We start from the raw sequence: 25614 nt of genomic DNA, 5'->3' as shown, positions 1-25614 counted from the left end.
CACCGATGGACACCACCATCCCGGTCCTCGGTGTGGGCGCGGTCATCGCGCTCGCCATGGGCTTCAACTACACCAACGGTTTCCACGACGCCGCCAACGCCATCGCGACGTCGGTCTCGACGCGCGCGCTGACGCCCCGTGTCGCCCTGGGCATGGCAGCGGTGGCCAACCTCTTCGGCGCCTTCTTCGGCGCCAAGGTCGCCAAGACCATCGGCAGCGGCATCATCGAGCAGCCGGTGGGCGTCAACGGCCTGTGGCTCGTCGCGGCGGCCCTCGTGGGAGCCACCGGCTGGAACCTGCTGACGTGGTGGTTCGGCCTCCCGTCGAGCTCCTCCCATGCCCTCATCGGCGGCCTCGGCGGCGCGGCCCTCGTCGCCGGCGTCGCGGTGCAGTGGAGCGTCATCTGGGAGAAGGTCATCATCCCGATGGTGGCCTCGCCGGTCATCGGCATCATCGTCGGCTACCTCGTCATGACCGCGATCCTCTGGATCTTCCGCGAGTCCAACCCCGGACGCGTCACGCGCGGGTTCCGCTGGGCGCAGACGGCCTCGGCTGCCGCGATGGCCTTCGGCCACGGGCTGCAGGACGCCGCGAAGACCGCCGGCGTCGTCGTCCTCGCGCTCAACATCTCCGGCCACCACCAGGACGACAGCATCCCGCTGTGGGTCCTCCTGCTGTCGGCCATCGTCATCTCGCTCGGCACGTACGCGGGCGGCTGGCGCATCATGCGCACCCTCGGCCGTCGCATCATCGACCTCGGTCCGCCACAGGGGTTCGCGGCCGAGACGACCGCCGCGGCGATCCTCTACGTGGCCGGCCTGTCCTTCGGTGCCCCGATCTCGACGACGCACACCATCACCTCGGCGATCATGGGCGTCGGTGCCACGAAGCGGGTCTCGGCGGTTCGCTGGAGCGTCGCCGGCAACATCGTCGGCGCATGGGTGCTGACGTTCCCCGGTGCAGGGCTCGTCGCGGTCCTCGCCTGGTACATCACCTCCATCTTCCGCTGACCGCCAAGGGCCGCGTCCCCCCGCTTCGGCGTGCGGGCCACCCGCTTCCGCCCCCCACCGCGTCCGGCCCCGGCACCAGCGCAACACACCGAGCAGCAGCCAACCCCGCACGGGTACTCCGAGCGGGGTTGGCGACTTCTCGGTGTGTTGCGAGGTCCGGCGGGGGGATCGCCTTGGCATGGGCGGGTCAGGCCGCGGGCGGGTCAGCCGAAGCGGCCGGAGATGTAGTCCTCGGTTGCCTGCTCGGTCGGGTTGTTGAAGATCCGTGCCGTGTCGTCGATCTCGACGAGCCGGCCCGGCTCGCCGGTCGCCTTGAGGTTGAAGAACGCGGTGCGGTCCGAGACCCGGGCCGCCTGCTGCATGTTGTGCGTGACGATGACGATCGTGTAGTCGCTCTTGAGCTCGTTGACGAGGTCCTCGATGGCGAGCGTCGAGATCGGGTCCAGGGCCGAGCACGGCTCGTCCATGAGGAGCACCTGCGGCTGCACCGCGATGGCGCGCGCGATGCAGAGGCGCTGCTGCTGTCCGCCCGACAGGCCCGCGCCGGGCTTGTTGAGCCGGTCCTTCACCTCGGTCCAGAGGTTGGCACCCTGCAGGGACTGCTCGACGATGCCGTCCAGGGTCTTCTTGTTCTTGACGCCGTTGAGGCGCAGGCCCGCGGCCACGTTGTCGTAGATCGACATCGTCGGGAACGGGTTGGGCCGCTGGAAGACCATGCCGACGGTACGGCGGACGGCCACCGGGTCCATCGACGACGCGTAGAGGTCCTGGTCGTCGAGCATGACCTTGCCCTCGACGCGTCCGCCCGGGATCACCTCGTGCATCCGGTTGAGCGTCCGGAGGAAGGTCGACTTGCCGCAGCCGGAGGGCCCGATGAACGCCGTGACGGACCGGGGCTCGACCGTCATCGAGACGCCCTCGACGGCCTTGAAGCCGCCGTAGTAGACGTTGAGGTCGGTGACGTCGATTCGCTTTGCCATGTCAGGGGATTCGCTTTCTCTTACTTCTTGACCGCGCTGTAGTGGGCGACGACGCGCCCGATCACGTTGAGCAGCAGGACGAGGAGGATCAGGGTCAGCGCAGCACCCCACATGCGCTCGGCGGCGGGTGCGAGCGCGAGGTCGCCACGGTCCTGGTTGATCATCATGGGCAGGGTGGGGAAGTTGCCGTCGAACAGGTCGCGCTGGAAGTTCTTCGTGTACGGCGCGAGGATCAGCAGGGGCGCCGTCTCGCCCATGACGCGGGCGATGCCGAGCAGTACGCCGGTGATGATCCCCGAGAACGCGGTGCGCAGGACGACCTTGACGACGGTCACCCACTTCGGCACGCCGAGCGCGTAGGACGCCTCCCGCAGCTCGTTGGGCACGAGCTTGAGCATCTCCTCGGTGGAGCGCACGATCACCGGGACCATGAGCAGCACGAGCGCGAGCGAGGCGGCGAAGCCGGACTGCCGGAGGCCGAGGGTCGTGACGATGACGGCGTAGATGAACAGGCCGGCGACGATCGAGGGGATGCCCGAGAGGATGTCGACCATGAAGCTGATGGCGCGGGCGAGCGCGCCGCGGCCGTACTCGACGAGGTAGACGGCCGTCATGATGCCGATCGGCACCGCGATGAGGGTCGTCATGCCGACCATCTCGAGGGTGCCCTCGATGGCATGGCGGGCGCCGCCACCGAGGTCGTCGGAGTTGATGTTGCGCTGGTTGCCCGTCCACCACGTCATCGAGCCGAGCATGTGCACGCCCTTGACGACGACGGTTCCGAGGATCCACACGAGCGGCACCATGGCGAGGGCGAACGCGAGCCACATGACGACCCGGGCCGCGACGTCCTTGACGGCGCGCGCCCGGTGCGGGTTGTTCATCTCGCGGAGGGCCTCGCGGCCGCGCTTGTCGCCGGCAGGCGCGACGTCGGTGGTGGCATCGTCGAGGGGGCCGCGGTCCTGCGTCACCGTGCTCATTCGCTGAAGGCCTTCCTGCGCTCGATGACGATCCGGGCGATGCTGTTGACGACGAAGGTCAGCACGAACAGCACCAGGCCCGCGGCGATGTAGGCGCCGGTCTTGCTCGGGTTGCTGAACTCGGACGCGTTGTTGGCGATCTTCGAGGCGAAGGTCTCACCGCCGTTGAACAGCGAGAACGTCCACGGGGTGCCGTCGGACAGGGCGGACACGAGGAAGGTCACGGCGATCGTCTCGCCGAGGGCGCGGCCGAGGGCGAGCATCGCGGCGGAGATGACGCCGGGCTTGCCGAACGGCAGCACGGCGGTGCGGATCATCTCCCACCGCGTCGCACCGAGGGCGAGCGCCCCCTCCTTGTGCGTGGCCGGCGTCTGGTCGAACACCTCGCGCGAGAGGGCGGTGACGATGGGCAGCACCATGATCGCGAGGACGATGCCGATGAAGGCGATCGTGCCGCCGGTGATGCCGGCCGGCGCGAAGAGCGGGAACCAGCCGAGGGTGTCCTCGATGCGCTGCTGGACCGGCTTCCACACCGGGAAGAAGGTGATGAGGCCCCAGAGGCCGTACACGATCGACGGCACGGCGGCGAGCAGGTCGACGAGGGCGGCGGCCGGGCGCCGCATCCACTGTGGCGCGTACTGCGTCAGGAAGAGCGCGACCGCGACACCGACGGGGACCGCGATGGCCATGGCGATCGTGGAGGCGGCCACCGTGGTCCAGAGGAACTCGAGGATGCCGAAGGCGGGCCTGTCGCCGCCGGGGGACCAGACGCGGCTGGTGAAGAAGTTCTCGGAGTTGTTCGTCAGGGCCGGCACGGCCTCGACGACGAGGAAGACCGCGATGAGGGTCACGATGGCGATGACGAGAACGCCTGAGAACGTGGCGAAACCACCGAACAGGCGGTCACCCATGCGTCCGGTGGAGGCGCGGTCGCCCTGGAGCGGTCGCCCGCCCTCGGGACCGGGAAGCTCGTCCGCGGCCGATACACCCGTCAGTGTCGACATCTGGTGCCTCTTCCTTGGTTGGAGGGGACCGGCGCAAGGGGCGGACGCCGAGTGCGGCGCCCGCCCCTGCGTCGTCGGCCGGTCCGGTGTGCTCCCGACACGGCCGGGGCGGTGGGTCAGGAGATCGCGTCGACGGCCGTCTTGACCTTGCTCGCGACCTCGGCGGGGAGCGGGGCGTAGCCCTTGCTCTCGAGGTCCTTCTGGACCTCGTCGGAGGCGAAGGTCTTGAGGAAGGCCTTGACCTTCTTGCCCGTCTCGGCGTCGGCGTACTTGGAGCAGACGACCTCGTACGTCACGAGGACGATCGGGTAGGCGCCCGCCTCCTTGGTCGCGTAGTCGATCTTGAGGGCGAGGTTGTTGCCCGTGCCGGTCTGCTTGGCCGTCGCGATCGTCTTGCCGGCCGACTCCGCGGTCAGCTCCACCGGGCCGGAGCCGGTGTCGATCTGGGCCATCGGCAGCTGGTTCTGCTGGGCGTAGGACAGCTCGACGTACGTGATGCCGCCGTCCTGGCCCTTCGTCGCGGTGGCGACGCCGGCGGACTTCTCCTTGCCCTCGCCCTTGCCGGTCCACTTCTTGCCCGGGTCGTAGCTCCAGGCCTCGGGCGCGGCGGCCTTGAGGTACTTCGTGAAGTTCTCCGTGGTGCCGGACTCGTCGGAGCGGAAGTAGACCTTGATCGGCGTCGACGGGAGGGCGACACCCTTGTTGAGCGCGGCGATGGCCGGGTCGTTCCACGTCGTGATCTTGCCGTCGAAGATCTTCGCGGCGACGTCGGCGTTGAGGACGAGCTTGTCGACGCCCTTGACGTTGTAGGCGATCGCGATCGGTCCGGTGACCATCGGCAGGTTCCAGGCCTCGGAGCCGCAGGCCTGCTTGGCCGCGTCCGCCTCGATGACGCCGTCCTTCGGCTCGGTCTTCAGCGCCGAGTCGGAGCCGGCGAAGTCGACCTGCTTGGCGATGAACTGCTTGATGCCGGCGCCGGAGCCGGTGGGCTGGTAGTCGATGTTGGCGTCGGCGCACGCGTTCTGGTACGCCTTGATCGCCTCGTCGATGGCGTTCTTCTGGGCCGAGGAGCCCTCCGCCTTGAGGTCGCCGTTGAAGCAGTCGCCGGCGGCCGTCGAGCCGCCCGCCGCGGCGGCGCCGGCGCCGGGCGCGGCGCCGTTGTTCTCGGACGCGCAGGCCGAGAGCGCAAGGGCCCCGGACAGGGCGATGGCGCCGAGGGCGCTGGTACGCGAAACGGACACGAGTGTGTTCCCTCTCGATGGGACTGTCTTGGCGTCGGGACGGGCTCGGCCCGCCGACGGTGCTGGACACTTCATCCATCGGCGAAGGTAGGCGCATCGGGTGTCGAATCCCCCACGTCCGGTTAACTCGCGGTGAACGCGGGGCGACGTCTTGGGATCGCGGCTCGCCTCGGGATGCGCGCGGGCGAGACCCGCCACACGATGGAGGGTTGGGCCGGCGTTCGCCGGGCCTCAGGTGTCGATGCGCTCGACGTCGACGACGCGGGCGCTCGGGCCGGTCCCGGTCAGATGGCACACCAGCACCTCGCCCTTGTGCATCGCCTCGTCGGCGGCCTCGGCCAGGCGCCTCCGCAGGAGGTCGGCATCCGGGCTCGACGCGTCGACGGCGTCAGCCAGACGGGCGAGGAGGGCAGGCAGCACGGGACCGTGGCTGCAGAGCGCGGACGGCTCGGCCCGACGCAGCAGCCGCTCCAGCTGGTGCGTGGCGCCCGACGCGTCCTCGGCGAAGTCCTCCTCGGACAGGGCGTCACGGGTGCGCAGCTTCACCCCGGCCTGCGTCGTGTACGGCTCGACGGTCTCGACGCAGCGCGCGCTCGAGGACGTGACGACCCGGCGGACGCCGTACGCGCCGAGGACCGAGGCGATGTCGCGGGCCTGGGCGCGGCCGACGGCGTCGAGCGGGCGCTTCCGGTCGTCGGCGTCCCACTTGCCGCGGGGACGCGCCTTGGCGTGGCGGACGAGCGCGAGCGGCCAGGTCGCCAGCTGCTCCGCTCGGTCGAGACGCACGAGGGCGAGGAGCTGGTCCCGGTCGCGGGCGTAGTCGAGCCGGTCGTGCGCGGTGCGCACGTCGACCCAGGCGACCTCGTCGATCTCGTGGAGCAGCCGGCCCTCGCCGCCGGTGACCTCAGCGGCCCAGTAGTGGACCTGCTTGGTGGCGGGGCCGCCCGTCGCGTCGAGCACGCCGTACTCGGCGGGCGGCAGCGAGGGACCGAGCCGCACGACGAGGCCGGTCTCCTCGAACGTCTCGCGCACGGCGGCGACGCAGGGGTGCTCGCCGGGGTCGAGCTTGCCCTTGGCCCACGACCAGTCGTCGTACTTGGGCCGGTGCACGAGGGCGACCTCGAGCCCGCCGTCGGCGCGGCGCCACGGCAGCGTGCCGGCGGCGGGGATCACGGAGGCCACGCGCGCCAGCCTGCCAGACGTACGTCCTCGGCCCGTGCTCAGCGTCGGCGCGCCTTGCGTCGACGCTTGTCGTGACGCTCGACGAGGGTCTCCTGGAGGTCGCGGAGGGGCTCGCCGTTCTCGTTCTGGTGGTGGCGGACCCACCGGCCGTCGGACCCGAGGTCCCACCGCGAGGTGGTCTCGGCGAAGGCGAGGTCGAGGAGGTCGTCGAGCTCGAGGAGGTGCCCCGGCTCGGTGATGCGCACGAGGGCCTCGACGCGTCGGTCGAGGTTGCGGTGCATCATGTCGGCGCTGCCGATGTAGACCTGCGGGTCACCGCCGTGGTCGAACCAGAAGACCCGCGAGTGCTCGAGGAAACGGCCGAGAACCGAGCGCACGCGGATGTTCTCCGACAGCCCCTCGACGCCGGGGCGCACGGCGCAGATGCCGCGGACCCACAGGTCGACCCGGACGCCGGCCATGCTCGCGCGGTAGAGCGCGTCGATGAGCGCCTCGTCGACCATGGCGTTCGCCTTGATGACGATGCGCCCGGCGGGGGCGTCCTTGGGCCGCGCCCGGTGGATCTCGACCTCCTGCTCGACGAGGTCGACGAGCCCGGAGCGGACGGTGCGCGGGGCGACCAGCAGGCGCTTGAACTTGCTCCGTGGCGCGAACCCGGACAGGAGGTTGAACAGGCGCGAGAGGTCCTCGCCGACCTGAGGGTCCGTGGTGAACAGGCCGAAGTCCTCGTAGACGCGGGCCGTCTTGGGGTTGTAGTTGCCGGTGCCGATGTGGCAGTAGCGGACGAGCCCGTCGGACTCCTGGCGCACGACGAGGCACAGCTTGGCGTGCGTCTTGAGGCCGACGACGCCGTAGACGACGTGGACGCCCGCCTCCTCGAGCTTGCGGGCCCACGAGATGTTGTTGACCTCGTCGAAGCGCGCCTTGATCTCGACGACCGCGAGGACCTGCTTGCCGGCCTCCGCGGCGTCGATGAGCGCGTCGATGATCGGGGAGTCGCCCGACGTGCGGTAGAGCGTCTGCTTGATCGCGAGGACCTTGGGGTCGTTGGCGGCCTGCTCGATGAAAGCCTGCACGGACGTGGAGAACGAGTGGTAGGGGTGCTGGACGAGGACGTCCTTGTGACGGACGGCCCCGAGCAGGTCGATGGGCTTGGCGCTCTCGGTCGGCGCGAAGTCCGGGTGCGTGCGGGGGAAGAACTTGGGGAACTCGAGGTCGGAGCGGTCGACGTCGGCGACGGTGAACAGGCCGCGCAGGTCGAGCGGCGTCGGGAGCCGGTAGATCTCGCGCTCGCTGATCTGCAGCTCGCGGCTGAGCATGTCGAGGACCTTGGGGTCGATGTCCTCCTCGACCTCGAGGCGGATCGGCGGCCCGAACCGGCGGCGTGTCAGCTCCTTCTCGAGGGCAGTGAGGAGGTTCTCCGCGTCGTCCTCCTCGACCTCGAGGTCCTCGTTGCGGGTGACGCGGAAGGAGAAGTGCTCCTGGACGAGCATCCCCGGGAAGAGCTGGTCGAGGTGGCTGGCGATGACGTCCTCGAGCGGCACGAACCGCTTGCGCTCGACGTCGGAGTCGATGTCCTCCTCGACGAGGATGAAGCGGGGCAGGCTCGGCGGCACCTTGACCCGGGCGAAGTGCTCCGAACCGGTCTTCGGGTTCTGCAGGAGCACCGCGAGGTTGAGCGACAGGCCCGAGATGTACGGGAAGGGGTGCGCCGGGTCGACGGCGAGCGGCGTCAGCACCGGGAAGACGCGGTCGGAGAAGAAGTAGTGCAGCGGCTCGAGCTCCTCCTCGCCGAGCTCGTCCCAGCGCACGATGGTGATGCCCTGCTCCTCCAGCTCCGGGCGCACCTCGTGCTGGAAGACGGCCGCGTGCTGGAGCATCAGCTCGTGCGCGAGCCGTGCGACGCGTTCGATGAGCTCGCGCGGCTCGATGCCCGCGGCCGTGCGCACGGCGAGCCCGGTCGCGATCCGACGCTTCAGCCCGGCGACGCGGACCATGAAGTACTCGTCGAGGTTGTTGGCGAAGATCGCGAGGTAGCGGGTGCGCTCGAGGAGCGGCACCGCAGGGTCCATCGCAAGCTGGAGCACGCGCTCGTTGAACTGCAGCCACGACAGCTCGCGCTCGAGGTAGCGGTCGGCGGGCAGCTCGTCCTCGGCCTCGGCCGGCTGCACCAGCCCGACGAACCGGCCGTTGGCGGCGCGGGCCGGGATCCGGCGCGTGTGGACGGTGCTCGCGAACGAGCTGACCTCGGCGCTCTCGACAAAGGCGTCCGGGCCCTCCCGCCCCGCGTCGGGAACCGGTTCCTCGTCGGTGTCGACGAGGTCGGTCGGGGTGAGGCTGCCGGTGCTCATGGCCTCATCGTGGCACCCTTCGGCAACGGCCGGGTGAACTCGTCCCAGCGGTCGGGCGCCCCGGCTCGGGGTCAGCCGCGCGCGAACTGACGGTGCAGCTCGACGTCCTCGAACCCCAGCCCCCGGTAGGTGCGCACGGCGGCGGTGTTCTCGTCGTCGACGTAGAGCACGACGCTGGCCAGCCCGAGCGAGCGCAGGTGGTCCAGGCCCAAGACGGTCACCGCCCGGCCGAGCCCTTCGCCCTGGTGCGCCGGCGACACGGCGACGACGTAGACCTCGCCGACCTCGCCGTCCGGGGGGTCGACCTTGGTCCAGTGCGAGGCCACGAGACGGTCCTGGTCGGCGGCCTCGACGACGAGGATCAGCCCGTCCGGGTCCCACCAGGGCTCCGCGGTGCGCTGGTCGAGGTCGGCCCGAGTCAGCGACCCCTGCTCCGGGTGGTGGGCGAAGGCGGCGGCGTTGAGCGCCAACCACGCGTCCTCGTCCCGTCCGGGTTCGAACCGTCGCACGGCGTACCGGTCGGGCACGACGGCGGCCGGCCAGTCCGGGCCGTCGGCGAGGGAGCGACCCATGACGTGGAGCGAGCGCACCGGCACCAGGCGGCGCGCCGCCGCGAAGGCCGACGCGGCATCGCCGGCCGCGCCGGACGCGTGGCTCCACACCCGGGTGTCGCCCGGCACCGCCTCGAGCAGCGCCGTGCCGACGCCGTGTCGGCGCTCCGCGGGGTCGACGACGACCTCGGCCGACGGCGGCTCGCCCGCCGCGCCGTCCCGCACCTGCGCGTAGCCGACGACGCGTCCGCCGGACCGCGCCACGAGGTGCCGGACGCCATCCGTGGACCGCGACCGCAGAGCGAGCCGGAACTGCTCCGACAGCGGGGGTGACCCGTCGACGTCGCCGGCGCTCGCCGCGACCGCCAGGGCCGCGGCGGCGTCGTCCTCCGAGAGGGGGTGGCGCGCGTCGTGGACCGTCACCTCGAGGTCGGGCATGGGCCGATTCCACCACACGCGGGACGAGTCGCCGGTGCCGCCGGAGGCGGAAGGCGTGCGCTCGGGAAAGCGTCACGCACCAACGCCCCGAAGGTCGGTGCCGAGCACTACAGTCCGTCGCGTGCCCACGGGCACGCTTTCGACCAGACAAGGGGAGACGATGTCCCGTTCCACTCGCCGCGCCCTGGGTGTCGCCGTCGCAGGTGTCTGCGCAGCGGCTCTCGCGGCCCCGGCCCTCGCGTCGCCCGCCGGCAACCCCGGCAAGGCTGACACGCAGGGGCCGCTGCTCAAGATCCAGATCCTGTCGTTCAACGACTTCCACGGCAACCTCGAGCCGCCGAGCGGCTCCAGCGGTCGCCTCCAGACCGGGGCCACGTCGACGCAGACCACCGACGTCGGGGGCGTCGAGTACCTCGCGACCCACCTCAAGGCGGCCCGCGTCGGCCACGACAAGACCGTCACCGTCGCGGCCGGGGACATGGTGGGGGCCTCCCCGCTGCTGTCCGCGGCCTTCCACGACGAGCCGACCGTCGAGGCGCTCAACAGCCTCGGCCTCGAGGCCACGTCCGTCGGCAACCACGAGTTCGACGAGGGTTACAAGGAGCTGCAGCGGCTCCAGACCGGCGGCTGCATCGACGACGGCGACGGCGCCAACAACCAGAACTCCTGCCCCGCCGGCACCTTCACCGGCGCGAAGTTCCAGTACCTCGCCGCCAACGTCGTCGAGAAGGCCACCGGCAAGACGATCCTGCCGCCCTACTGGGTCAAGAACTTCAACGGCGCCAAGATCGGCTTCATCGGGATGACGCTGAAGGACACGCCGACCATCGTCACCGCCTCCGGCGTCGCGGGCCTCCAGTTCAACGACGAGGTCGAGACCGCCAACGCGCTCGTGCCCGTGCTCAAGGAACAGGGCGTCAACGCCATCGTCGTGCTCGTCCACCAGGGCGGCTCCCCACCGGCCAACACGCCCTACGACTACACGTGCAAGGGCGGCGGCACCTTGTCCGCCGACTCGCCGATCATCCCGATCGTCAAGAACCTCGACCCGGCGATCGACATGGTCATCTCCGGCCACACGCACCAGCCGTACGTGTGCGCGATCCCGGACTCCACCGGTGTTCCCCGGCTCGTCACGTCGGCCTCCTCGTTCGGCCGCCTCTACAACGACACCGAGGTCACCTACGACCGTCGCACGTCCGACATCGTCCGACCGACCGAGGCCGACTCGGTCAACAACCTCGTGACCCGCACGGTCGCCCCCGACGCCGCCGAGACGGCGCTCATCACCAAGTACAAGCAGCTCGTCACGGCGATCGCGAGCAAGGTCATCGGCACGATCTCGACCGACATCGTCCGGGCCCAGAACGCCGCGGGCGAGTCCCCCCTCGGCGACCTCATCGCCGACGCCCAGCTCGCCGACCCGTCGGTCGTCACCGGGGGCCAGACGCCGGTCGTCGCCTTCATGAACCCCGGCGGCATCCGGACCGACCTCACCTACGCCAGCTCGAAGTACGGCGAGGCGCCCGGGGCGATCACGTACGAGGAGGCGTTCAACGTCCAGCCGTTCAACAACTACCTCGTGTCGATGAACCTCACGGGTCAGCAGATCTACGACGTCCTCAACCAGCAGCGGACCGGCAAGAACGCCGGCTCGGCCGCGAAGATGCTCCAGGTCAGCAAGGGCTTCACGTACACGTGGAGCACCGCCACCCAGAAGGTCGTCGAGGGGACCGTGATGATCAACGGCGTCCCCGTCGACCCGGCCGCGTCGTACCGCATCGTGACGAACAACTTCCTGTCCGACGGCGGCGACAACTTCCCGGCCTTCCAGGGCGGCACCGGCAAGTACTTCGGCGGCCTCGACATCGACGCCTTCGCGAACTACCTGTCCAGGCCCGAGAACGCGGGCTACGCGCCCGCCCCGCTGACGCGCATCTCGGTGAGCTGAGCCGGCTCGCCCGAGCAGGCCAGCACGACGCGTGGCCCGGACTCCGCGAGGGGGTCCGGGCCACGCCGGGTTCCCGGCCGTGGTCGGCCTGTTCGGCGCCGGCGGGTCGGCGCGGGCGGGTCAGGCGGTGGCGTCGGCGCGGTCGGGCACGAGGCGGTAGCCGACGTTGCGGACGGTGCCGATGAGTGCCTCGTGGTCGGGGCCGAGCTTGGCGCGCAGCCGCCGGACGTGGACGTCCACAGTGCGCGTACCGCCGTAGTAGTCGTAGCCCCAGACCTCCTGGAGCAGCTGCGCGCGGGTGAAGACGCGTCCCGGGTGCTGCGCCAGGTACTTGAGCAGCTCGAACTCCTTGTAGGTGAGGTCGAGCGGCTGGCCGCGGAAGCGGGCCGAGTAGCTCGCCTCGTCGATGACGAGCTCACCGGAGGTGATCGGCATGTCGAGGTCGGCCTCGTCGTCCTGCCCCTTGGTCATGGCGAGGCGCAGGCGGGCGTCGACCTCGGCCGGGCCGGCGGAGTCGAGGAGCACGTCGTCGAGGCCCCACTCGGCCGTGAGACCAGCAAGGCCGCCCTCGGTGAGGACGGCCAGGAGGGGCGTACCGATGCCGGTGGTGCGCAGCACCCGACACAGGGACCGGGCACTGGCCAGCTCGCGCCGCGCGTCGACGAGGACGACGTCGCAGTCCGGCGCGTCGACGAGCGCGGTGGCCTCGGCCGGCAGGATGCGGACCGTGTGGCTGAGCAGCCCGAGCGCGGGCAGCACCTCGGCGCTCGGGGCGAGCGCGTTGGTGAGCAGCAGCAGGCGGGCCATCTCCTGCAGGATAGGCGAGACTGGTCGGGCCGGGACCGAACGGCATGAACGATGAGACGGAGTCCGATGACCTCCAGCCAGACCCCTCCCGTGGTCGCCGACCCCCTCGACGCGGCGGGTGACGCCGACGCCGCGGCGGGCGCCGGGGCCCGTGTCACGGTGCGCTACTGGGCGGCCGCCCGGGCCGCTGCCGGCACCGACAGCGACGTGCAGGAGGGCGCGACGGTCGGTGCGGTCCTCGACGCCGCCGTCGCCGCCCACCCGGCGCTGGAGCGGGTCGCGCGTGTGGCGACCTTCCTGCTCGACGGCCGCAAGGTCGGCCGCGAGGTGCCGGTGACGCCCGGTGCGACGGTCGAGGTGCTGCCGCCGTTCGCCGGTGGGTGATGCACAATGACCCCCGTGCCCGACGACCCCACGGCCGCGCAGCCGGCCGACGGACCCCACTCGGGTGACCCCGGCGTCCGGTCCCGCCGGGGCCGCGGCAGCCACCGCGCCCCCCGCCGGCACCTGGCCCAGGCGTCGGACCGGCCCGTGCGCACCGACCGCCCCCGAGCCGCCGGTTCGCTGCAGGTGCCGCTGTCGCCGGTCGCCGCCGACCGGGTCCGCTGGGTCGCCGTCGGGGTGACGCTCGTCGGTGCCCTCGCGCTCCTGCTGACCTCGGTGTCCGGCTACGGCGTGACGCTGGCCGTCACGCTCGTCCTCGCGCTCGTCGCCTCGTGGGGCTGGCCGGTGCTGTCGGGGTCCGTGACGCCCGACGCCACGTCGGTCGTCCTCGTCCTGGCCTCGGTGGCCGTCGTGCTGAGCTCGCTGCGTGACGACCTGCGCTGGCTCGCGGCCGCCGTCGCGTTGGGGATCGTCCTGGCGTTCGCGGCGCAGCTGCTGCGACGCACGGGCCGCGAGGGCCTCGTCCTGACCCTGCTGTCGGCCTTCGGCGGCCTCGCGGTCATCGCGTCGGGCACGTCCGCGGTCGTCGTCGCCGACGCCGGGCGGGGCCGCGCCGTGGCCGTGCTGGCGATGGCCGCCGTCGCCGCCGCCGTGCTCGCCGACGCCGTCGCCGCGGTGCGCGCGGCCGCGCCGGTGCTCGGTCTGGTGGCCCTCGTGGCCGCCTCCGTCGTCGCGATGGTCGTGTCGACGCGCGTCGACGAGGTCGGTCTCGCCGGCGCCTTCGGCATCGGCGCCACCGTCGGGACCGTCTCGTGGTCCTTCCGGCGGGTCCTCGCGCTGGAGCCGGCGATGATGACGGTGCGTGGGCAGGTCGGTGCGGGCGCGGGCTCGGTGCTCGCCGTCGGTGCGCTCGTCCACCTCTTCGCCGTCTTCTCCTGACGGTCGGTCCTCAGTAGACCAGCGCCTGGGCGCCGGGCGCCGTGACCTCCTCGACGAACGCGGCCGCGCCGCGGATGACGGCGCCCTCGACGAGGGAGTCCTCGGCGAGGTCGCGGCGGGCGGCGCACTGGGTGCACACGGTGAGCCGGCCGCCGGCGAGGACGGCGTCGCGCAGGTCGACGATGGGGGCGGCATGCGGCAGGGCGAACGCCTCGGCCCGCCCCGGGACGGCCATCCACGACGCCTCGCCGGTGAGCCACAGCGACACGTCGACGCCGCTGGCCACCGCCGTGGCAGCGACGGTGAACGCCTGCGACAGCCGTTCGGGCGCCTCGACGCCGGAGGTGACCTTGACGACGAGCGAGCGAGCGGGGGAGTCCATGCGCTCAGGCTACGATTCCGGGCATGTTCAACCTCGACCAGGACATCCCGGAGCCGCTGCGACCGCTCGCCTGGCTCATCGGACGCTGGGAGGGTGCGGGTGTCGTCGGCTACCCGACGATCGAGTCCGCGCACTTCGGCCAGGAGATCGAGGTGACCCATGACGGACGCGGCTTCCTCAAGTGGGAGAGCCGGGCCTGGATCCTCGACTCCGAGAACGGCGCCAAGGTCCGCCCGGCGGCCGTCGAGTCGGGGTTCTGGCGGCCCCTGGACAACGGCGAGGTCGAGCTGCTCCTCGTGCACCCGACCGGCATCCTCGAGCTGTACTACGGGCGGATGGAGCCGGCCAAGGTCGAGCTGCGCACGGACGGCGTCCTGCGCTCACCGGGCGCCAAGGAGTACAACGCGGGGACGCGGCTGTACGGGCTCGTCGAGTCCCAGCTCATGTGGGTCATGGACATGGCAGCGGTCGGCCAGGAGATGCAGAGCCACGTGTCGGCCCAGCTCAAGCGGGTCGACTGACGCGATGCCTCCCCGCCGGAATGCCGTCGCCGCACCGCTCGTTCCCCTGACATGAGTGACGTCGACGTGCCCGCAGCCCCCGCCCGCGCGGTCCACCGCAGCCCGCTGCTCGACGCCCCCCGCGCGGTCGCCGGGGAGGGGCTCGAGTCGGGGGTCGCCGTGCACTACGGCGACCCGATGCGCGAGCAGCGCCTCCTCGAGGAGGGCCTCGCCGTCGTCGACCTCTCGCACCGGGACGTCGTCACCGTGACTGGTCCGGACCGGCTCGGCTGGCTGCACTCGCTGACCACCCAGCACGTGCTCGGGCTCGAGCCGCGGCAGTCGCGCGAGGCCCTGATCCTCACTCCCAAGGGCCACGTCGAGCACTCCCTGCACCTCGTCGACGACGGTACGACGACGTGGGTCACGACCGAGCCCGGGGCCGGACCGGCCTTGGCCGAGTGGCTGGACAAGATGCGCTTCATGCTCCGCGTCGAGGTCGCCCTCGTCACAGACGACTGGGCCGTCCTCGGTGAGCCGCACGCGTCGGAGTCGGTCGAGGGCGAGCCCCTCGCGTGGCGCGACCCGTGGCCCGACCTCGTCGGCGACACGACCGCCTACGGACCCGCCGAGGGCCACCCCGGCACCGAGCGGGCCTGGCGCGAGGTCATCGTGCCGCGCACCGGTCTCCTTGAGGCAGCGGGCGACCGGCCGCTCGCAGGGCTCTGGGCGGCGGAGGCGCTGCGCGTCGCGGCCTGGCGCCCGCGGCTCGGCCTCGAGACCGACCACCGCACCATCGTCCACGAGGTCGACTGGCTGCGGACGGCCGTCCACCTGCACAAGGGCTGCTACCGCGGTCAGGAGACCGTGGCCCGCGTCCACAACCTCGGCCGCCCCCCGCGTCGGCTCGTCTTCCTGCACCTCGACGGCTCGGGGCACACCCTCCCGGCGCGCGGCAGCGACGTCCTCGCCGGCGACCGCGTCGTGGGCCACGTGACCTCGGTCGGGCGCCATCACGTCGACGGCCCCATCGCGCTCGCGATCATCAAGCGCAACACCGACCCGACGCTCGACCTCACCGTCGAGGGCCTGGCCGCGGCCCAGACCGTCATCGTCGCGCCCTGAGGGCAGCTCGCCCCTGAGGGCTGTCGGCTGACCCGTCGCTCGTGACCCCGGGCATCGTGCCGGCGTGAGGAGTGGTGGTCCCTGGCGCTGGCAGGATGACGCCATGAGCCCCGCACGCAGCGCCGCGAGCACCCTGATCACCGTCGCGCCGACCGGCGCGGAGACCGCGAAGGCCGACGTCCCGGCGCTGCCGACGACGCCCGAGGAGCTCGTCGAGACCGCCGTCGCCTGCGAGCGGGCCGGGGCCGCGCTCATCCACATCCACGTCCGCGACCGTGACCACCAGCCGACGCTCGACCGGGTCCTGCTCAAGGAGGCCGTCGACGCCGTCCGTGAGTCCACGGACCTCGTCGTGCAGCTGTCCACCGGCGGCGCCGTCACCGACCCGTTGGAGCAGCGCCTCACCGTCCTCGAGGCAGACCCCGACTCGTGCTCGCTGACCTGCGGCACGACGAACTTCGGCGACGGCGTCTTCCTCAACCCATGGGGTTTCATGGTCGACCTCTACCGGCAGGCGCAGGACCTGGAGGTCGTCCCGGAGTTCGAGCTGTTCGAGCTCGGTCACGTGCACGCCCTGCGTCGGCTCATCGACGAGTGCGGCCTGCCCTTCGGCGGCAAGGTGCACGTCGACTTCGTCACCGGTGTGCCCGGCTCGATGCCGGGCACCCCGCAGGCCCTGCTCGCCGGCGTCGCGATGCTGCCGGAGGAGGTCACCAGCTGGTCGGCCACCGGCATCGGCCGGGCCCACCTGCCCATCGTCGCGGCCGCCCTCTCGGCCGGCGGGCACCTGCGGGTCGGGATGGAGGACAACCTGGTGTTCGCCAAGGGCCGGCCGGTGGTGCACAACCGCGAGCTCGTCACTCGGGCGGCCGAGCTCGCGACGACGATGCAGCGTCCGCCGATGCCGACCGTCGAGGCGCGTGCCCTGCTCGGCATCAAGGACCGTCGCTCCCGCTGACGCGCGGACCCGCCGGGTCGTTGTGGGCCGGCTCACGCTGTCTGGGGTTTGCATTCTGCTTGCTCCAGTTAGCACAATGGAGGGGTGAGCAAGCTTCCGCTACCCGACCTCGGGGCGTACCTGCGCGAGCAGCGCGAGAACGCCCAGCTGTCGCTGCGTCAGCTCGCCGAGATGGCCGGGGTCTCCAACCCCTACCTGTCCCAGATCGAGCGAGGCCTCAAGCGCCCGAGCGCCGAGATCCTCCAGCAGATCGCCAAGGGCCTTCAGGTCTCGGCCGAGTCGCTCTACGTCCGCGCCGGGATCCTCGACGAGCGGGTCGGCGACGACCCGGCCCCTGTCCCGGACGTCCTCTCCGCGATCGCCGCCGACCCGGTCCTGACCGACCGGCAGCGCGGGGTCCTCGTCGACATCTACCGCTCGTTCGCCGGCGAGACCGCCGCGTCCGAGACCACGAAGCGACGCTCACCGGCCGCGCCCCCGCGGCGCCGCCGACCCCTCTCGCCCGGCCCGAGCGCCGCGGCGACCACAGACGTCACCGAGAAGGAGAAGTGAGATGGCACTGAGCAAGAAGATCACCAAGGCCGTCAAGGACGCCCAGCAGCAGGCGGAGGCCGCCGTGGCCGACGTGCGCGGGCAGTTCGAGGGCCGCATCCCCGAGATCAGCGTGGACCCGACGCCCTTCTACGCGGTCGTCGGCGCGGCGAACCTCGCCATCGACACCGTCCGTGCCGCGGGCGAGCAGCTCGACGCCGCCCGCAAGCTGGCCAAGGGTGCCGACCTGCGCAAGGGCGCTCGCCAGGAGGCCGACCAGCTCCAGAAGGAGCTGCAGAAGCGCATCGTCGACCTGCAGGCCCGCACGGCCGACCTCCAGCGCCTCGCCGCGCGGTACGCCGACCGTTTCGTCGCCCAGGCCCAGGACCTGCCCGCCCAGGTCCTCAACCAGGGCCTCGTCCTCGCGAGCAACGCCAAGGACCAGTACGACGCCGCCGCCGCCCGTGGCGAGAAGGTCGTCACGGACGCCCGCGCCCAGGGCCAGCGCGCCGCCTTCGACGCGGTCGAGCGGGGCAACGCGGTCATCGCCCGCGGCCGCCGCGTCGCGAGCACGGCCGCCGGCGAGGGCCAGAAGGTGGCCAAGAGCGTCCTCGACGTCGTGTCCGACGACGCCGCGACCCTCACCACGCAGGTCGAGAAGTCGGCCGCCGCCGTGGAGAAGGCCGCAGAGCCGGTGACGGCCAAGCGGACCGCCGCCCACGAGAAGGCGATCCGCTCGTCCGCGGCGAAGAGGTCCGCCGCCACGCGCAAGGCCGCCGCCGTCGAGTCGACGACCGCGCACAAGGTCGCGGCCCGCTCCTCGGCCCCGGCCAACCAGGCGTCGACGGGCACGACGACGTCCGCCGCGAAGAAGACCGCGACCACGAAGACCGCCGCGAAGAAGACGGCGAAGAAGACGGCCAAGAAGACCGCGACGGAGACCGCGAAGAAGGCCCCGGCCGCGACGACGGCGACGACCACCGCCTCGAGCTCCTGACCCCCCGCGCCGCGAGGGCCGCCACCGACCGTCGGTGGCGGCCCTCCTCGCATCCGTGGGCCCCTCGGGCATACTGCGGGTCGTGTCCGACCACCCGCAGACCTCGTCCGCTCCCGCCGATCCCGCAGCGGTGCCCGCCTCCTCCGCCGACGGGTCGGTGTCCCCGGCGCTCGCCGACGCGCCCGTCGTGGCGCACGTGGTCCGTGCCGATTTCGTCGAGTCGGTCCACCACGGCACGGCCGTCGTCACGGCACCCGACGGTTCGGTCGAGCTCGAGGTCGGCAACGGGTCCGGCCCGGTGTTCCCCCGCTCGTCGAGCAAGCCGCTGCAGGCCCTCGCGATGCTCCGCTGCGGGCTCGAGACCGACGGCCGGCACCTGGCCCTCGCCTGTTCCAGCCACTCCGGCGAGGCCTTCCACGTCGAGGCCGCCCGCGAGATCCTCGCCGGCGCCGGCCTGACCGAGACCGACCTGCAGAACACGCCGGACTATCCCTACGACGAGGCCGCGCGCATCGCCTGGATCGCCGACGGCCGACCCAAGCAGTCGATCGTGCAGAACTGCTCGGGAAAGCACGCGTCGATGCTCGCGACATGCGTGCGCAACGGCTGGGACCTCCCCACCTACCGCGACCCCGACCACCCGCTCCAGGTGGCGGTGGCCGAGACGGTGCGCGAGCTGTCGGGGGCCGAGCCGAGCGCGGTGGCCGTCGACGGCTGCGGGGCCCCGATCCACGCCATCCCGCTGTCGGCCCTCGCCCGGGCCTTCGGGCGCCTCGCCGCGGCCACCGACGGTCCCGAGGCCCGCATCAGCGCTGCGATCCGCGCCTACCCGGAGTACCTCGGTGGCACGAACCGTGACGTCACGGTGCTGCTCCGCGGCGTGGACGGCCTCGTCGCCAAGGACGGTGCCGAGGCGGTGTACGCGGTCGGCCTCCCGGACGGGCGCGGGGTGGCCGTCAAGGTCGCCGACGGCTCGTCGCGGGCCCGGGCGGTCGTGCTCGCTGCGGTGCTGCGCCGCATCGGCGTCGACGCCGAGGACACCCTGGCGGCGCTCGAGCACCAGCCCGTCCTGGGGCACGGCCAGCCCGTCGGCTCGGTCCTCGCCGTCGGGATCTGAGCCCAGGAGCGGGCGGGACGGGAGAGGCGCCGATGCGGGCGGTGCTCCAGCGTGTCACGAGTGCGCGCGTCGAGGTGGACGGCGAGGTCGTCGGCGCCATCGACCGACCCGGCCTGCTCGCGCTCGTCGGCGTGACGCACGGCGACGGCCCCGAGCAGGTCGAGCGCCTCGCCCGCAAGATCGCCGAGCTGCGCATCCTGCGCGACGAGCAGAGCGTCGTCGACACCGGAGCACCGGTCCTCGTCGTCAGCCAGTTCACGCTCTACGCCGACACGCGCAAGGGACGGCGTCCGTCGTGGGGTGCGGCGGCGCCCGGCCCCGTCGCCGAGCCGCTCGTCGCCGACGTCGTCGCGGCCCTGCGCTCCCGCGGCGTCGAGGTCGCCGAGGGACGCTTCGGCGCGATGATGCAGGTCTCGCTCGTCAACGACGGGCCCGTCACCCTCGTCGTCGACGCCTGAGCCTCCGACGGCACCCCGCACGGACACGTCGCGACCCGGCGCCGGCGGGAGCGCCGCTGGACCGACCCGTGCTCGGGACCCGGGTTACGCTTCCCCCATGCAGCTCTACTACGGGTTCCAGAGCGTCGTGCAGCTCGTGCTCGGCGTCGTCGCGCTCGGCTGCGAGGTGTGGGCCTTCACGGACGCGCTCCGGCACCCGCAGGGCGCCTACGTCGCCGCTGGCAAGCGCACCCGCACCTTCTGGCTCGTCCTGCTGGGCATCGCCCTGGCGCTGGGCTTCGTCACGATGCTCAACCCGCTGAGCCTGTTCGGCCTGCTCGGGTTCGTCGGCGCCGCGGTGTACCTGGCCGACGTCCGGCCGGCCCTGCGGCAGGTGCGCGGCCTCGGCGGGCGGTCCGAGCGGCCCTGGTAGCCGCCGTCCCGGGAGCCGAGGCGAGCGGGCCGCCGCGCACCGGCCCCGCTCCCATGGGGCACACTGGTGCACTCACAACCGATAGGAGAACCATGTCCGACCAGCAGCCTGCTGCTGCCGTCGTCGAGGACGTCGACACGCACGTGCACGACACGCGGCCCATCCACGGGCCCGACGAGTACGACCTCGGCGACCGCAACCCGACCGAGGACATCTTCGTCGCGGAGCGCCCCTGGGGCCGGTTCCAGCAGTTCGTGTCGAACGAGCAGGTCACCGTGAAGATCATCACGGTTCAGCCCGGGCATCGGCTCTCGCTCCAGCGCCATGACCACCGTGGCGAGATGTGGCAGGTCCTCGACGTGCCCATCGACGTCAGCGTCGACGGCCGTGAGTGGACGGCAGCGCCCGGCGAGACCGTGTGGGTTCCCCGCGGTGCCACGCACCGCATGGGCAACTCCGGTGACCAGCCGGGACGCCTTCTCGAGGTGGGCTTCGGCCACTTCGACGAGGCCGACATCGAGCGCCTCGAGGACGACTACGCGCGCTGAGCGCGACGCATCGACTCCGCGTGCCGTGTGCCGCCGGACCCTGGGTCCGGCGGCACACGTGCGTCCGGCCCGCCAGTCAGGGCAGGTCGAGGTCGGCCCAGACCACCTTGCCGCCCGGCAGCATCTGTGATCCCCACGTGCCCGAGAGCGCCTCGACGATGTCGACGCCGCGCCCGCCCACGGCGTCGAGGGACGGTTCGCGCCGCTCGAGCGGGGCGTCGGTCGCGTCCTCGACGGCGATCCGTACACCCCCGTCGAGGCGCTGAACCACCGCGCGGAACGGCGTGACGGCGTGGGACAGGGCGTTGGTCGCCAGCTCGGAGACGATGAGGGCCGCGTCGGCCACCAACCCCTGGTGGCCCCACGAACGCAGGACGTCGAGGACGAAGTGGCGCGCGGCCGGTACCGACTCGGGGACGGGCTGGTACACCTGCGAGAAGGCGTGGGTCAGGCTGAGCACCGCCCTGCGGGCCGTGCCGTCGGCTCCGCCGGTGCCGATGGTGCCGAGGGGGCCCGGCGTTGTCGACCCGTCCGGGTCGGTGCCGGCGTCGACCTGCAGGTCGGTGTGCAGGGCGGTGATGCGGGCGACGTCGACGACGTCGGCGTGCTCGGCCATGCCCCCGGGATAGGCGCAGACGAGCTGGAAGCCGTAGACGTCCATGGCCTCGGCCCACAGCACCTCGAGCTCGACGGCGGCCTCGACGAGCCCGCGCTGCCACAACAGCGAGATCGTCTCGCTGAACACGCGCACCGGGCGGCCGCCGTCGACCTGTGGGTCGACGAGCGCGAGCACCATGCCCCAGAACGCGTCGACGTCGAGGGAGCCGTCGACGACGAGGTCGGCGATGGACGCATCGGGGTCGAGCGGCCGGTAGCGAGTCCCCTCCTCGGCGGCAGGATCGCAGCCCAAGGTGGCGAGCGCGCCCTCTACGCGTCGCCGAAGTCGCGGAGTGCAGATCGACACCACGTACTCGTCGTGGGCCCAGCCGTCTGCGACGAACCTCGCCACAGCAGCCACACCCTCGTCGTCGAGTGCGTAGAAGCTCACCGCACGACCCCGCCCCCACGCAGCCATGCCGCCCTGCGACATGGCGCTCATGCTACGCGGGGGCGGACGTACGGGGCGGAAAGGCGACCCTGTGAGAATCATGGGAGGACCCGGTGAGGCTCAACCCGGGGCGACGGCCTCCCACGCCACCGTGAGCTCGCCGAGGCGCCATCTCGAAGGCCGGTCGAGCAGCGGCCACCGGTCGCGCATCTCGCGGGCGGCCGCGAGGAACCGCTGGCGGGCGCCCCACGACGACTGTGGAGCGCTGCGTGCCCAGGCGACGTCGAGGTCGGCGAGGAACGCGTGGACGCGCTCGCCCGGCACGTTGCGGTGGATGAGCGACTTCGGGAGGCGCTCGGCGACGTCCGACGGGCGCTCGAGCCCGCCGAGCCGCAGCGAGAGCGTCAGGCTGACCGGCCCCGACGCGTCGACGGCGACCCACGCGGCGCGGCGCCCGATCTCGTCGCACGTGCCGTCGACGAGCAGGCCGTCGGGTGCAAGGCGCGACCGGACGAGCGCCCACGCGTCGGACACCTCGTCCTCGGCGTACTGGCGCAGCACGTTGAAGGCGCGCACGACGGTCGGTCGGGCGCCGCCGTCGAGGGGCACCTCGAAGCCACCGAGGCGGAACGCCAGCCCGTCACGCTCGAGCAGCCGCCCGGCGGCCACGCGTTGCGGGTCGATCTCGATGCCGACGACCCGGACGTCGGGGCGCACCTGCCGGAGCCGGTCGTGCAGCTCGACCGCGGTGATCGGCGACGCGCCGTAGCCGAGGTCGACGACGACGGGCGGCGTGGGGCTCCTGCGCAGCCGCCAGGCGTGCGGGCCGGCGATCCAGCGGTCGCAGCGTCGGAGCCGGTTGGGGTTCGTCGTGCCCCGGGTGATGGTCCCGACGGGGCGTACGCGGACGGCCACGCCCGCAGCCTACGGCCCGGGTCGATCGGGTTCGACGGTCGTCCATGATCGTGGAATACATCGAATCGGGCGTGTGGTTGAGTCGGGGGAGAGCAGGCGAGCAGGTGCTGCGGGACGAAGGGATGCCGATGGAGGCCGATCCGAAGCGGGTCGCGATGATCACCGTGCACACCTCGCCGCTGGAGCAGCCCGGCACCGGCGACGCGGGCGGGCTCAACGTCTACGTCGCCGAGACGGCCAGGGAGCTGGCGGCGCGCGGCGTCGAGGTCGACATCTTCACCCGGCGCACGACGGGAGACGTCCCCGTCGAGGCCGACCTCGTCCCCGGCGTCCGGGTCCGGCACGTCACCGCCGGCCCGTACGAGGGGCTGTCGAAGGAGGACCTGCCCGGCCAGCTCTGTGCGTTCTCGGCCGGCATCATGCACGCCGGGCTCTCGGTGCCGGAGGACCACTACGACCTCGTGCACTCGCACTACTGGCTCTCCGGCCAGGTCGGGTGGCTGGCCGCCGACCGCTGGCGCGTCGCCCTCGTCCACACCATGCACACCATGGCCCGGGTCAAGAACCTGCACCTGGCCGACGGCGACACCCCCGAGCCGCGGGGTCGCGAGATCGGCGAGGTGCAGGTCGTCGAGGCTGCGGACCGGCTCGTCGCCAACACCGACGACGAGGCCCGCGAGCTCGTCGAGCTCTACGACGCGCCGCCGGCGAAGGTCTCGGTCGTGCCGCCGGGCGTCGACCTGTCGACCTTCACCCCCGGCGACCGGCTGCAGGCGCGGCGCGAGCTCGGCCTGCCCGTGGAGGGGCACCTGCTGCTCTTCGTCGGTCGTATCCAGCCGCTCAAGGCGCCCGACGTCCTCGTCCGCGCGGCCGCCGAGCTGGTGCGTCGCGACCCGACGCGGCGCCAACGGCTCACCGTCGCCGTCCTCGGCGGCCCGAGCGGTTCCGGCCTCGCCCGTCCCCGCGACCTCGAGGAGCTCGCCGCCGCACTGGGCATCGCCGACGTCGTGCGCTTCGTCCCGCCGGTCGCGCGCCCCGAGCTGGCCCGCTGGTACCGCGCCGCCGACGTCGTCGCCGTGCCTAGCCACTCGGAGTCCTTCGGCCTCGTGGCGATCGAGGCGCAGGCCTGCGGCACACCGGTCGTCGCGGCCGACGTCGGTGGCCTGCCCACCGCGGTGGGCGACGCCGGCGTCCTCGTGCCCGGCCACGGCACGGGGGAGTGGGCCGACGCGCTCGAGGCCCTCCTGCTCGACGACGCCCGGCGCGGCGAGCTCGGCCGCCGGGCGGTGCGGCACGCCGCCGGGTTCGGCTGGGGTGCGACGACGGACCGGCTCCTCGACGCGTACCGTCAGGCCATGCGAGCCCGCAGCGACGCGCCCGAGACCGCCGAGCCGTCCGTGGACGAGGCCGTGAGCCTTGCCGACGTGCCGACGGCCGTGATCCCGTGACCGCCCCGGCAGAGGGCCTGCGCCCCGATGCCGAGGCAGGGCTGCGCGGCTACCTCGACTCCGTCGACCTCGAGTGGGAAGCTCGGCGGCCGCGACGGTGAGTACGTCGTCACGCTGCCGGGCGAGAAGAAGCTCAGGACGGTCGTCTCGCTCCTCGTCCGCGACCGCACGACGAGCGTCAGCGCCTTCGTCATCCGCAACCCGGACGAGAACCACGAGGCGTTCTACCGGACCCTGCTGCGCAAGAACCTTCGCCTCCAGGGGGTCGCGTACGCCATCGACACCGACGGCGACGTCTACCTGCGCGGGGAGGTGCCCACCGCCGCCCTCGACGCCGAGCACCTCGACCACCTCTTCGGCGTCGTCCTGGCCGCCAGCGACGACGCCTTCAACGAGCTGCTCGCCCTCGGTTTCCTCGGCTCGATGAAGAAGGAATGGGCCTGGCGGGTCTCGCGCGGCGAGTCCACGCGCAACCTCGAGGCCTTCCGTCACCTGCTGGACGGGTCTGCCGGGGCCTGAGGCGGCGTCGCTAGGCTGCCTCGCATGACCTACACGCTCGTCCTCGTCCGTCACGGCGAAAGCGACTGGAACGCCAAGAACCTCTTCACCGGCTGGGTCGACGTCGACCTCACCGACAAGGGGCGCGCCGAGGGTGTGCGGGCCGGGCAGCAGCTCGCGGAGGCCGGGATCCTGCCCGACATCGTGCACACGTCGGTCCTGCGCCGGGCCATCACGACGGCCAACCTCGCGCTCGACGCCGCCGACCGCCACTGGATCCCCGTCAAGCGGGACTGGCGCCTCAACGAGCGGCACTACGGCGCGCTGCAGGGCAAGAACAAGAAGCAGACCCTCGAGCAGTACGGCGAGGAGCAGTTCATGCTGTGGCGTCGGTCCTACGACGTGCCGCCGCCGCCCATCGACCCCGAGGACGAGTTCGCCCAGACGCACGACGCGCGGTATGCCGGCATCGGTGACGCGATGCCGGACACCGAGTGCCTCAAGGACGTCGTGGCACGGATGCTTCCCTACTGGGAGAACGAGATCCAGAACGACCTCGCCGACGGCCTGACCGTCCTGGTCGCGGCCCACGGCAACTCGCTGCGGGCCCTGGTCAAGACGCTCGACGACATCTCCGACGAGGACATCGCCGGCCTCAACATCCCGACCGGCATGCCGCTCGTCTACGAGCTCGACGACGCCTTCCGTCCGGTCACCCGGGGCGGTCGCTACCTCGACCCGGAGGCCGCCGCCGAGGCGGCCGCCGCCGTCGCCAACCAGGGCCGCTGACGCCGCCCGCACCACGCCGAAGGGCCACGTCCCGTCACGGGAGGTGGCCCTTTCGGGTCGGGGCGTGACG

26 protein-coding genes and 1 pseudogene are annotated in these 25614 nt (G+C 72.2%); 16 read left to right on the top strand and 11 right to left on the bottom strand.

Annotated elements, in window-relative coordinates; translation table 11 throughout:
• The first annotated feature begins 5 nt into the window (after positions 1-5).
• Positions 6-1010 carry an inorganic phosphate transporter gene (locus AC1VM9_RS04925; protein WP_481343594.1) on the top strand — a complete coding sequence of 335 codons (1005 nt, stop codon included), beginning with the start codon at positions 6-8 and terminating at the stop codon, positions 1008-1010.
• 203 nt (positions 1011-1213) lie between these two features.
• On the opposite strand, the gene pstB is transcribed toward AC1VM9_RS04925, so the two are convergent.
• The 7 genes from pstB to mshD form a co-directional block, all read right to left on the bottom strand.
• Positions 1214-1990, bottom strand: coding sequence for a phosphate ABC transporter ATP-binding protein PstB (gene pstB, locus AC1VM9_RS04920; protein ID WP_481343371.1), 777 nt, complete (start codon positions 1988-1990; stop codon positions 1214-1216).
• A 20-nt stretch (positions 1991-2010) separates the two neighbouring features.
• Positions 2011-2970 carry a phosphate ABC transporter permease PstA gene (pstA, locus tag AC1VM9_RS04915; RefSeq protein WP_483121492.1) on the bottom strand — a complete coding sequence of 320 codons (960 nt, stop codon included), beginning with the start codon at positions 2968-2970 and terminating at the stop codon, positions 2011-2013.
• Positions 2967-3974 carry a phosphate ABC transporter permease subunit PstC gene (gene pstC, locus AC1VM9_RS04910; RefSeq protein WP_481343373.1) on the bottom strand — a complete coding sequence of 336 codons (1008 nt, stop codon included), beginning with the start codon at positions 3972-3974 and terminating at the stop codon, positions 2967-2969. The genes pstA and pstC overlap by 4 nt, the downstream gene beginning before the upstream one ends.
• Positions 3975-4090: 116 nt before the next feature.
• Positions 4091-5215 carry a phosphate ABC transporter substrate-binding protein PstS gene (gene pstS, locus AC1VM9_RS04905; protein WP_483121490.1) on the bottom strand — a complete coding sequence of 375 codons (1125 nt, stop codon included), beginning with the start codon at positions 5213-5215 and terminating at the stop codon, positions 4091-4093.
• A 231-nt stretch (positions 5216-5446) separates the two neighbouring features.
• Positions 5447-6397: an NUDIX hydrolase gene (locus tag AC1VM9_RS04900; RefSeq protein ID WP_481343375.1), complete on the bottom strand. Its 951-nt coding sequence runs from the start codon at positions 6395-6397 to the stop codon at positions 5447-5449.
• Positions 6398-6435: 38 nt separating this feature from the next.
• Positions 6436-8748, bottom strand: coding sequence for an RNA degradosome polyphosphate kinase (locus AC1VM9_RS04895; protein WP_481343376.1), 2313 nt, complete (start codon positions 8746-8748; stop codon positions 6436-6438).
• Between the two features lie 71 nt (positions 8749-8819).
• Positions 8820-9737, bottom strand: a complete 918-nt coding sequence (gene mshD, locus AC1VM9_RS04890; RefSeq protein WP_481346812.1) for a mycothiol synthase — start codon at positions 9735-9737, stop codon at positions 8820-8822.
• Positions 9738-9897: 160 nt separating this feature from the next.
• Here mshD and AC1VM9_RS04885 point away from each other — a divergent pair, with 160 nt between their 5' ends.
• Positions 9898-11688 carry a bifunctional metallophosphatase/5'-nucleotidase gene (locus AC1VM9_RS04885; RefSeq protein WP_481346813.1) on the top strand — a complete coding sequence of 597 codons (1791 nt, stop codon included), beginning with the start codon at positions 9898-9900 and terminating at the stop codon, positions 11686-11688.
• 120 nt (positions 11689-11808) lie between these two features.
• On the opposite strand, the gene AC1VM9_RS04880 is transcribed toward AC1VM9_RS04885, so the two are convergent.
• Positions 11809-12495, bottom strand: coding sequence for a response regulator transcription factor (locus AC1VM9_RS04880; protein WP_481346814.1), 687 nt, complete (start codon positions 12493-12495; stop codon positions 11809-11811).
• 66 nt (positions 12496-12561) lie between these two features.
• On the opposite strand from AC1VM9_RS04880, the gene AC1VM9_RS04875 reads away from it, so the two are divergent.
• Together AC1VM9_RS04875 and AC1VM9_RS04870 are read left to right on the top strand one after the other, a co-directional pair.
• Positions 12562-12879: a MoaD/ThiS family protein gene (locus tag AC1VM9_RS04875; RefSeq protein WP_481343741.1), complete on the top strand. Its 318-nt coding sequence runs from the start codon at positions 12562-12564 to the stop codon at positions 12877-12879.
• Between the two features lie 15 nt (positions 12880-12894).
• A complete protein-coding gene (locus AC1VM9_RS04870) occupies positions 12895-13818 on the top strand; it encodes a hypothetical protein (protein WP_483121485.1) in 924 nt (307 codons plus the stop codon).
• A 10-nt stretch (positions 13819-13828) separates the two neighbouring features.
• Here the strand turns inward: AC1VM9_RS04870 and AC1VM9_RS04865 are convergent, their stop codons facing one another.
• Complete coding sequence (locus AC1VM9_RS04865; RefSeq protein WP_481343743.1) at positions 13829-14200, bottom strand: DsrE family protein; 372 nt, start codon at positions 14198-14200, stop codon at positions 13829-13831.
• Positions 14201-14223: 23 nt separating this feature from the next.
• Here AC1VM9_RS04865 and AC1VM9_RS04860 point away from each other — a divergent pair, with 23 nt between their 5' ends.
• The 9 genes from AC1VM9_RS04860 (at position 14224) to AC1VM9_RS04820 (ending at position 20846) form a co-directional block, all read left to right on the top strand.
• Entirely contained in the window at positions 14224-14721 is a 498-nt protein-coding gene (locus AC1VM9_RS04860) for a heme-binding beta-barrel domain-containing protein (protein ID WP_481343744.1), read from the top strand.
• A 51-nt stretch (positions 14722-14772) separates the two neighbouring features.
• Positions 14773-15825: a CAF17-like 4Fe-4S cluster assembly/insertion protein YgfZ gene (gene ygfZ, locus AC1VM9_RS04855; protein ID WP_481343745.1), complete on the top strand. Its 1053-nt coding sequence runs from the start codon at positions 14773-14775 to the stop codon at positions 15823-15825.
• A gap of 103 nt (positions 15826-15928) precedes the next feature.
• Entirely contained in the window at positions 15929-16783 is an 855-nt protein-coding gene (locus tag AC1VM9_RS04850) for a beta-keto acid cleavage family enzyme (RefSeq protein ID WP_481347274.1), read from the top strand.
• Between the two features lie 84 nt (positions 16784-16867).
• Positions 16868-17335: a helix-turn-helix domain-containing protein gene (locus AC1VM9_RS04845; protein ID WP_481347273.1), complete on the top strand. Its 468-nt coding sequence runs from the start codon at positions 16868-16870 to the stop codon at positions 17333-17335.
• Between the two features lies 1 nt (position 17336).
• Positions 17337-18311, top strand: a complete 975-nt coding sequence (locus AC1VM9_RS04840; RefSeq protein WP_481347272.1) for a hypothetical protein — start codon at positions 17337-17339, stop codon at positions 18309-18311.
• Between the two features lie 82 nt (positions 18312-18393).
• The gene (locus AC1VM9_RS04835; RefSeq protein ID WP_481347271.1) at positions 18394-19428 is read left to right on the top strand and encodes an asparaginase; all 1035 of its coding nucleotides are present in this window, start codon (positions 18394-18396) and stop codon (positions 19426-19428) included.
• A 32-nt stretch (positions 19429-19460) separates the two neighbouring features.
• On the top strand, positions 19461-19886 hold the full coding sequence (gene dtd, locus AC1VM9_RS04830) for a D-aminoacyl-tRNA deacylase (RefSeq protein ID WP_481347270.1): 426 nt from the start codon (positions 19461-19463) through the stop codon (positions 19884-19886).
• Positions 19887-19983: 97 nt separating this feature from the next.
• A complete protein-coding gene (locus AC1VM9_RS04825; RefSeq protein ID WP_481343952.1) occupies positions 19984-20298 on the top strand; it encodes a DUF2516 family protein in 315 nt (104 codons plus the stop codon).
• A 92-nt stretch (positions 20299-20390) separates the two neighbouring features.
• Positions 20391-20846, top strand: a complete 456-nt coding sequence (locus tag AC1VM9_RS04820) for a phosphomannose isomerase type II C-terminal cupin domain (protein WP_481343953.1) — start codon at positions 20391-20393, stop codon at positions 20844-20846.
• Positions 20847-20922: 76 nt separating this feature from the next.
• On the opposite strand, the gene AC1VM9_RS04815 is transcribed toward AC1VM9_RS04820, so the two are convergent.
• Together AC1VM9_RS04815 and AC1VM9_RS04810 are read right to left on the bottom strand one after the other, a co-directional pair.
• Positions 20923-21936: an MEDS domain-containing protein gene (locus tag AC1VM9_RS04815; protein ID WP_481346559.1), complete on the bottom strand. Its 1014-nt coding sequence runs from the start codon at positions 21934-21936 to the stop codon at positions 20923-20925.
• Positions 21937-22014: 78 nt separating this feature from the next.
• Positions 22015-22809, bottom strand: coding sequence for a class I SAM-dependent methyltransferase (locus AC1VM9_RS04810; protein WP_481346560.1), 795 nt, complete (start codon positions 22807-22809; stop codon positions 22015-22017).
• Between the two features lie 128 nt (positions 22810-22937).
• Here AC1VM9_RS04810 and mshA point away from each other — a divergent pair, with 128 nt between their 5' ends.
• The 3 genes and pseudogenes from mshA (at position 22938) to AC1VM9_RS04795 (ending at position 25544) form a co-directional block, all read left to right on the top strand.
• Complete coding sequence (gene mshA / locus AC1VM9_RS04805) at positions 22938-24257, top strand: D-inositol-3-phosphate glycosyltransferase (RefSeq protein WP_481346561.1); 1320 nt, start codon at positions 22938-22940, stop codon at positions 24255-24257.
• Between the two features lie 41 nt (positions 24258-24298).
• A pseudogene (locus tag AC1VM9_RS04800) lies at positions 24299-24776 on the top strand (type III secretion system chaperone family protein).
• Positions 24777-24800: 24 nt separating this feature from the next.
• Entirely contained in the window at positions 24801-25544 is a 744-nt protein-coding gene (locus AC1VM9_RS04795; protein ID WP_481342547.1) for a phosphoglyceromutase, read from the top strand.
• The last annotated feature ends 70 nt before the right edge of the window (positions 25545-25614 follow it).

Source organism: Monashia sp. HAY1-11D (assembly GCF_056868035.1).
The sequence above is the reverse complement of the archived record's forward strand: the minus strand, read 5'-3'. Positions and strand labels throughout refer to the sequence as shown.

What these genes read in the sequence shown, in the direction of transcription:
- AC1VM9_RS04925 (WP_481343594.1), top strand. Translation starts at nt 6, where the DNA reads ATGGACACCACCATCCCGGTCCTCGGTGTGGGCGCGGTCATCGCGCTC.
- pstB (WP_481343371.1), bottom strand. Translation starts at nt 1,990, where the DNA reads ATGGCAAAGCGAATCGACGTCACCGACCTCAACGTCTACTACGGCGGC.
- pstA (WP_483121492.1), bottom strand. Translation starts at nt 2,970, where the DNA reads ATGAGCACGGTGACGCAGGACCGCGGCCCCCTCGACGATGCCACCACC.
- pstC (WP_481343373.1), bottom strand. Translation starts at nt 3,974, where the DNA reads ATGTCGACACTGACGGGTGTATCGGCCGCGGACGAGCTTCCCGGTCCC.
- AC1VM9_RS04895 (WP_481343376.1), bottom strand. Translation starts at nt 8,748, where the DNA reads ATGAGCACCGGCAGCCTCACCCCGACCGACCTCGTCGACACCGACGAG.
- mshD (WP_481346812.1), bottom strand. Translation starts at nt 9,737, where the DNA reads ATGCCCGACCTCGAGGTGACGGTCCACGACGCGCGCCACCCCCTCTCG.
- AC1VM9_RS04885 (WP_481346813.1), top strand. Translation starts at nt 9,898, where the DNA reads ATGTCCCGTTCCACTCGCCGCGCCCTGGGTGTCGCCGTCGCAGGTGTC.
- AC1VM9_RS04880 (WP_481346814.1), bottom strand. Translation starts at nt 12,495, where the DNA reads ATGGCCCGCCTGCTGCTGCTCACCAACGCGCTCGCCCCGAGCGCCGAG.
- AC1VM9_RS04875 (WP_481343741.1), top strand. Translation starts at nt 12,562, where the DNA reads ATGACCTCCAGCCAGACCCCTCCCGTGGTCGCCGACCCCCTCGACGCG.
- AC1VM9_RS04865 (WP_481343743.1), bottom strand. Translation starts at nt 14,200, where the DNA reads ATGGACTCCCCCGCTCGCTCGCTCGTCGTCAAGGTCACCTCCGGCGTC.
- AC1VM9_RS04860 (WP_481343744.1), top strand. Translation starts at nt 14,224, where the DNA reads ATGTTCAACCTCGACCAGGACATCCCGGAGCCGCTGCGACCGCTCGCC.
- ygfZ (WP_481343745.1), top strand. Translation starts at nt 14,773, where the DNA reads ATGAGTGACGTCGACGTGCCCGCAGCCCCCGCCCGCGCGGTCCACCGC.
- AC1VM9_RS04850 (WP_481347274.1), top strand. Translation starts at nt 15,929, where the DNA reads ATGAGCCCCGCACGCAGCGCCGCGAGCACCCTGATCACCGTCGCGCCG.
- AC1VM9_RS04840 (WP_481347272.1), top strand. Translation starts at nt 17,337, where the DNA reads ATGGCACTGAGCAAGAAGATCACCAAGGCCGTCAAGGACGCCCAGCAG.
- dtd (WP_481347270.1), top strand. Translation starts at nt 19,461, where the DNA reads ATGCGGGCGGTGCTCCAGCGTGTCACGAGTGCGCGCGTCGAGGTGGAC.
- AC1VM9_RS04825 (WP_481343952.1), top strand. Translation starts at nt 19,984, where the DNA reads ATGCAGCTCTACTACGGGTTCCAGAGCGTCGTGCAGCTCGTGCTCGGC.
- AC1VM9_RS04820 (WP_481343953.1), top strand. Translation starts at nt 20,391, where the DNA reads ATGTCCGACCAGCAGCCTGCTGCTGCCGTCGTCGAGGACGTCGACACG.
- AC1VM9_RS04815 (WP_481346559.1), bottom strand. Translation starts at nt 21,936, where the DNA reads ATGTCGCAGGGCGGCATGGCTGCGTGGGGGCGGGGTCGTGCGGTGAGC.
- mshA (WP_481346561.1), top strand. Translation starts at nt 22,938, where the DNA reads ATGGAGGCCGATCCGAAGCGGGTCGCGATGATCACCGTGCACACCTCG.
- AC1VM9_RS04795 (WP_481342547.1), top strand. Translation starts at nt 24,801, where the DNA reads ATGACCTACACGCTCGTCCTCGTCCGTCACGGCGAAAGCGACTGGAAC.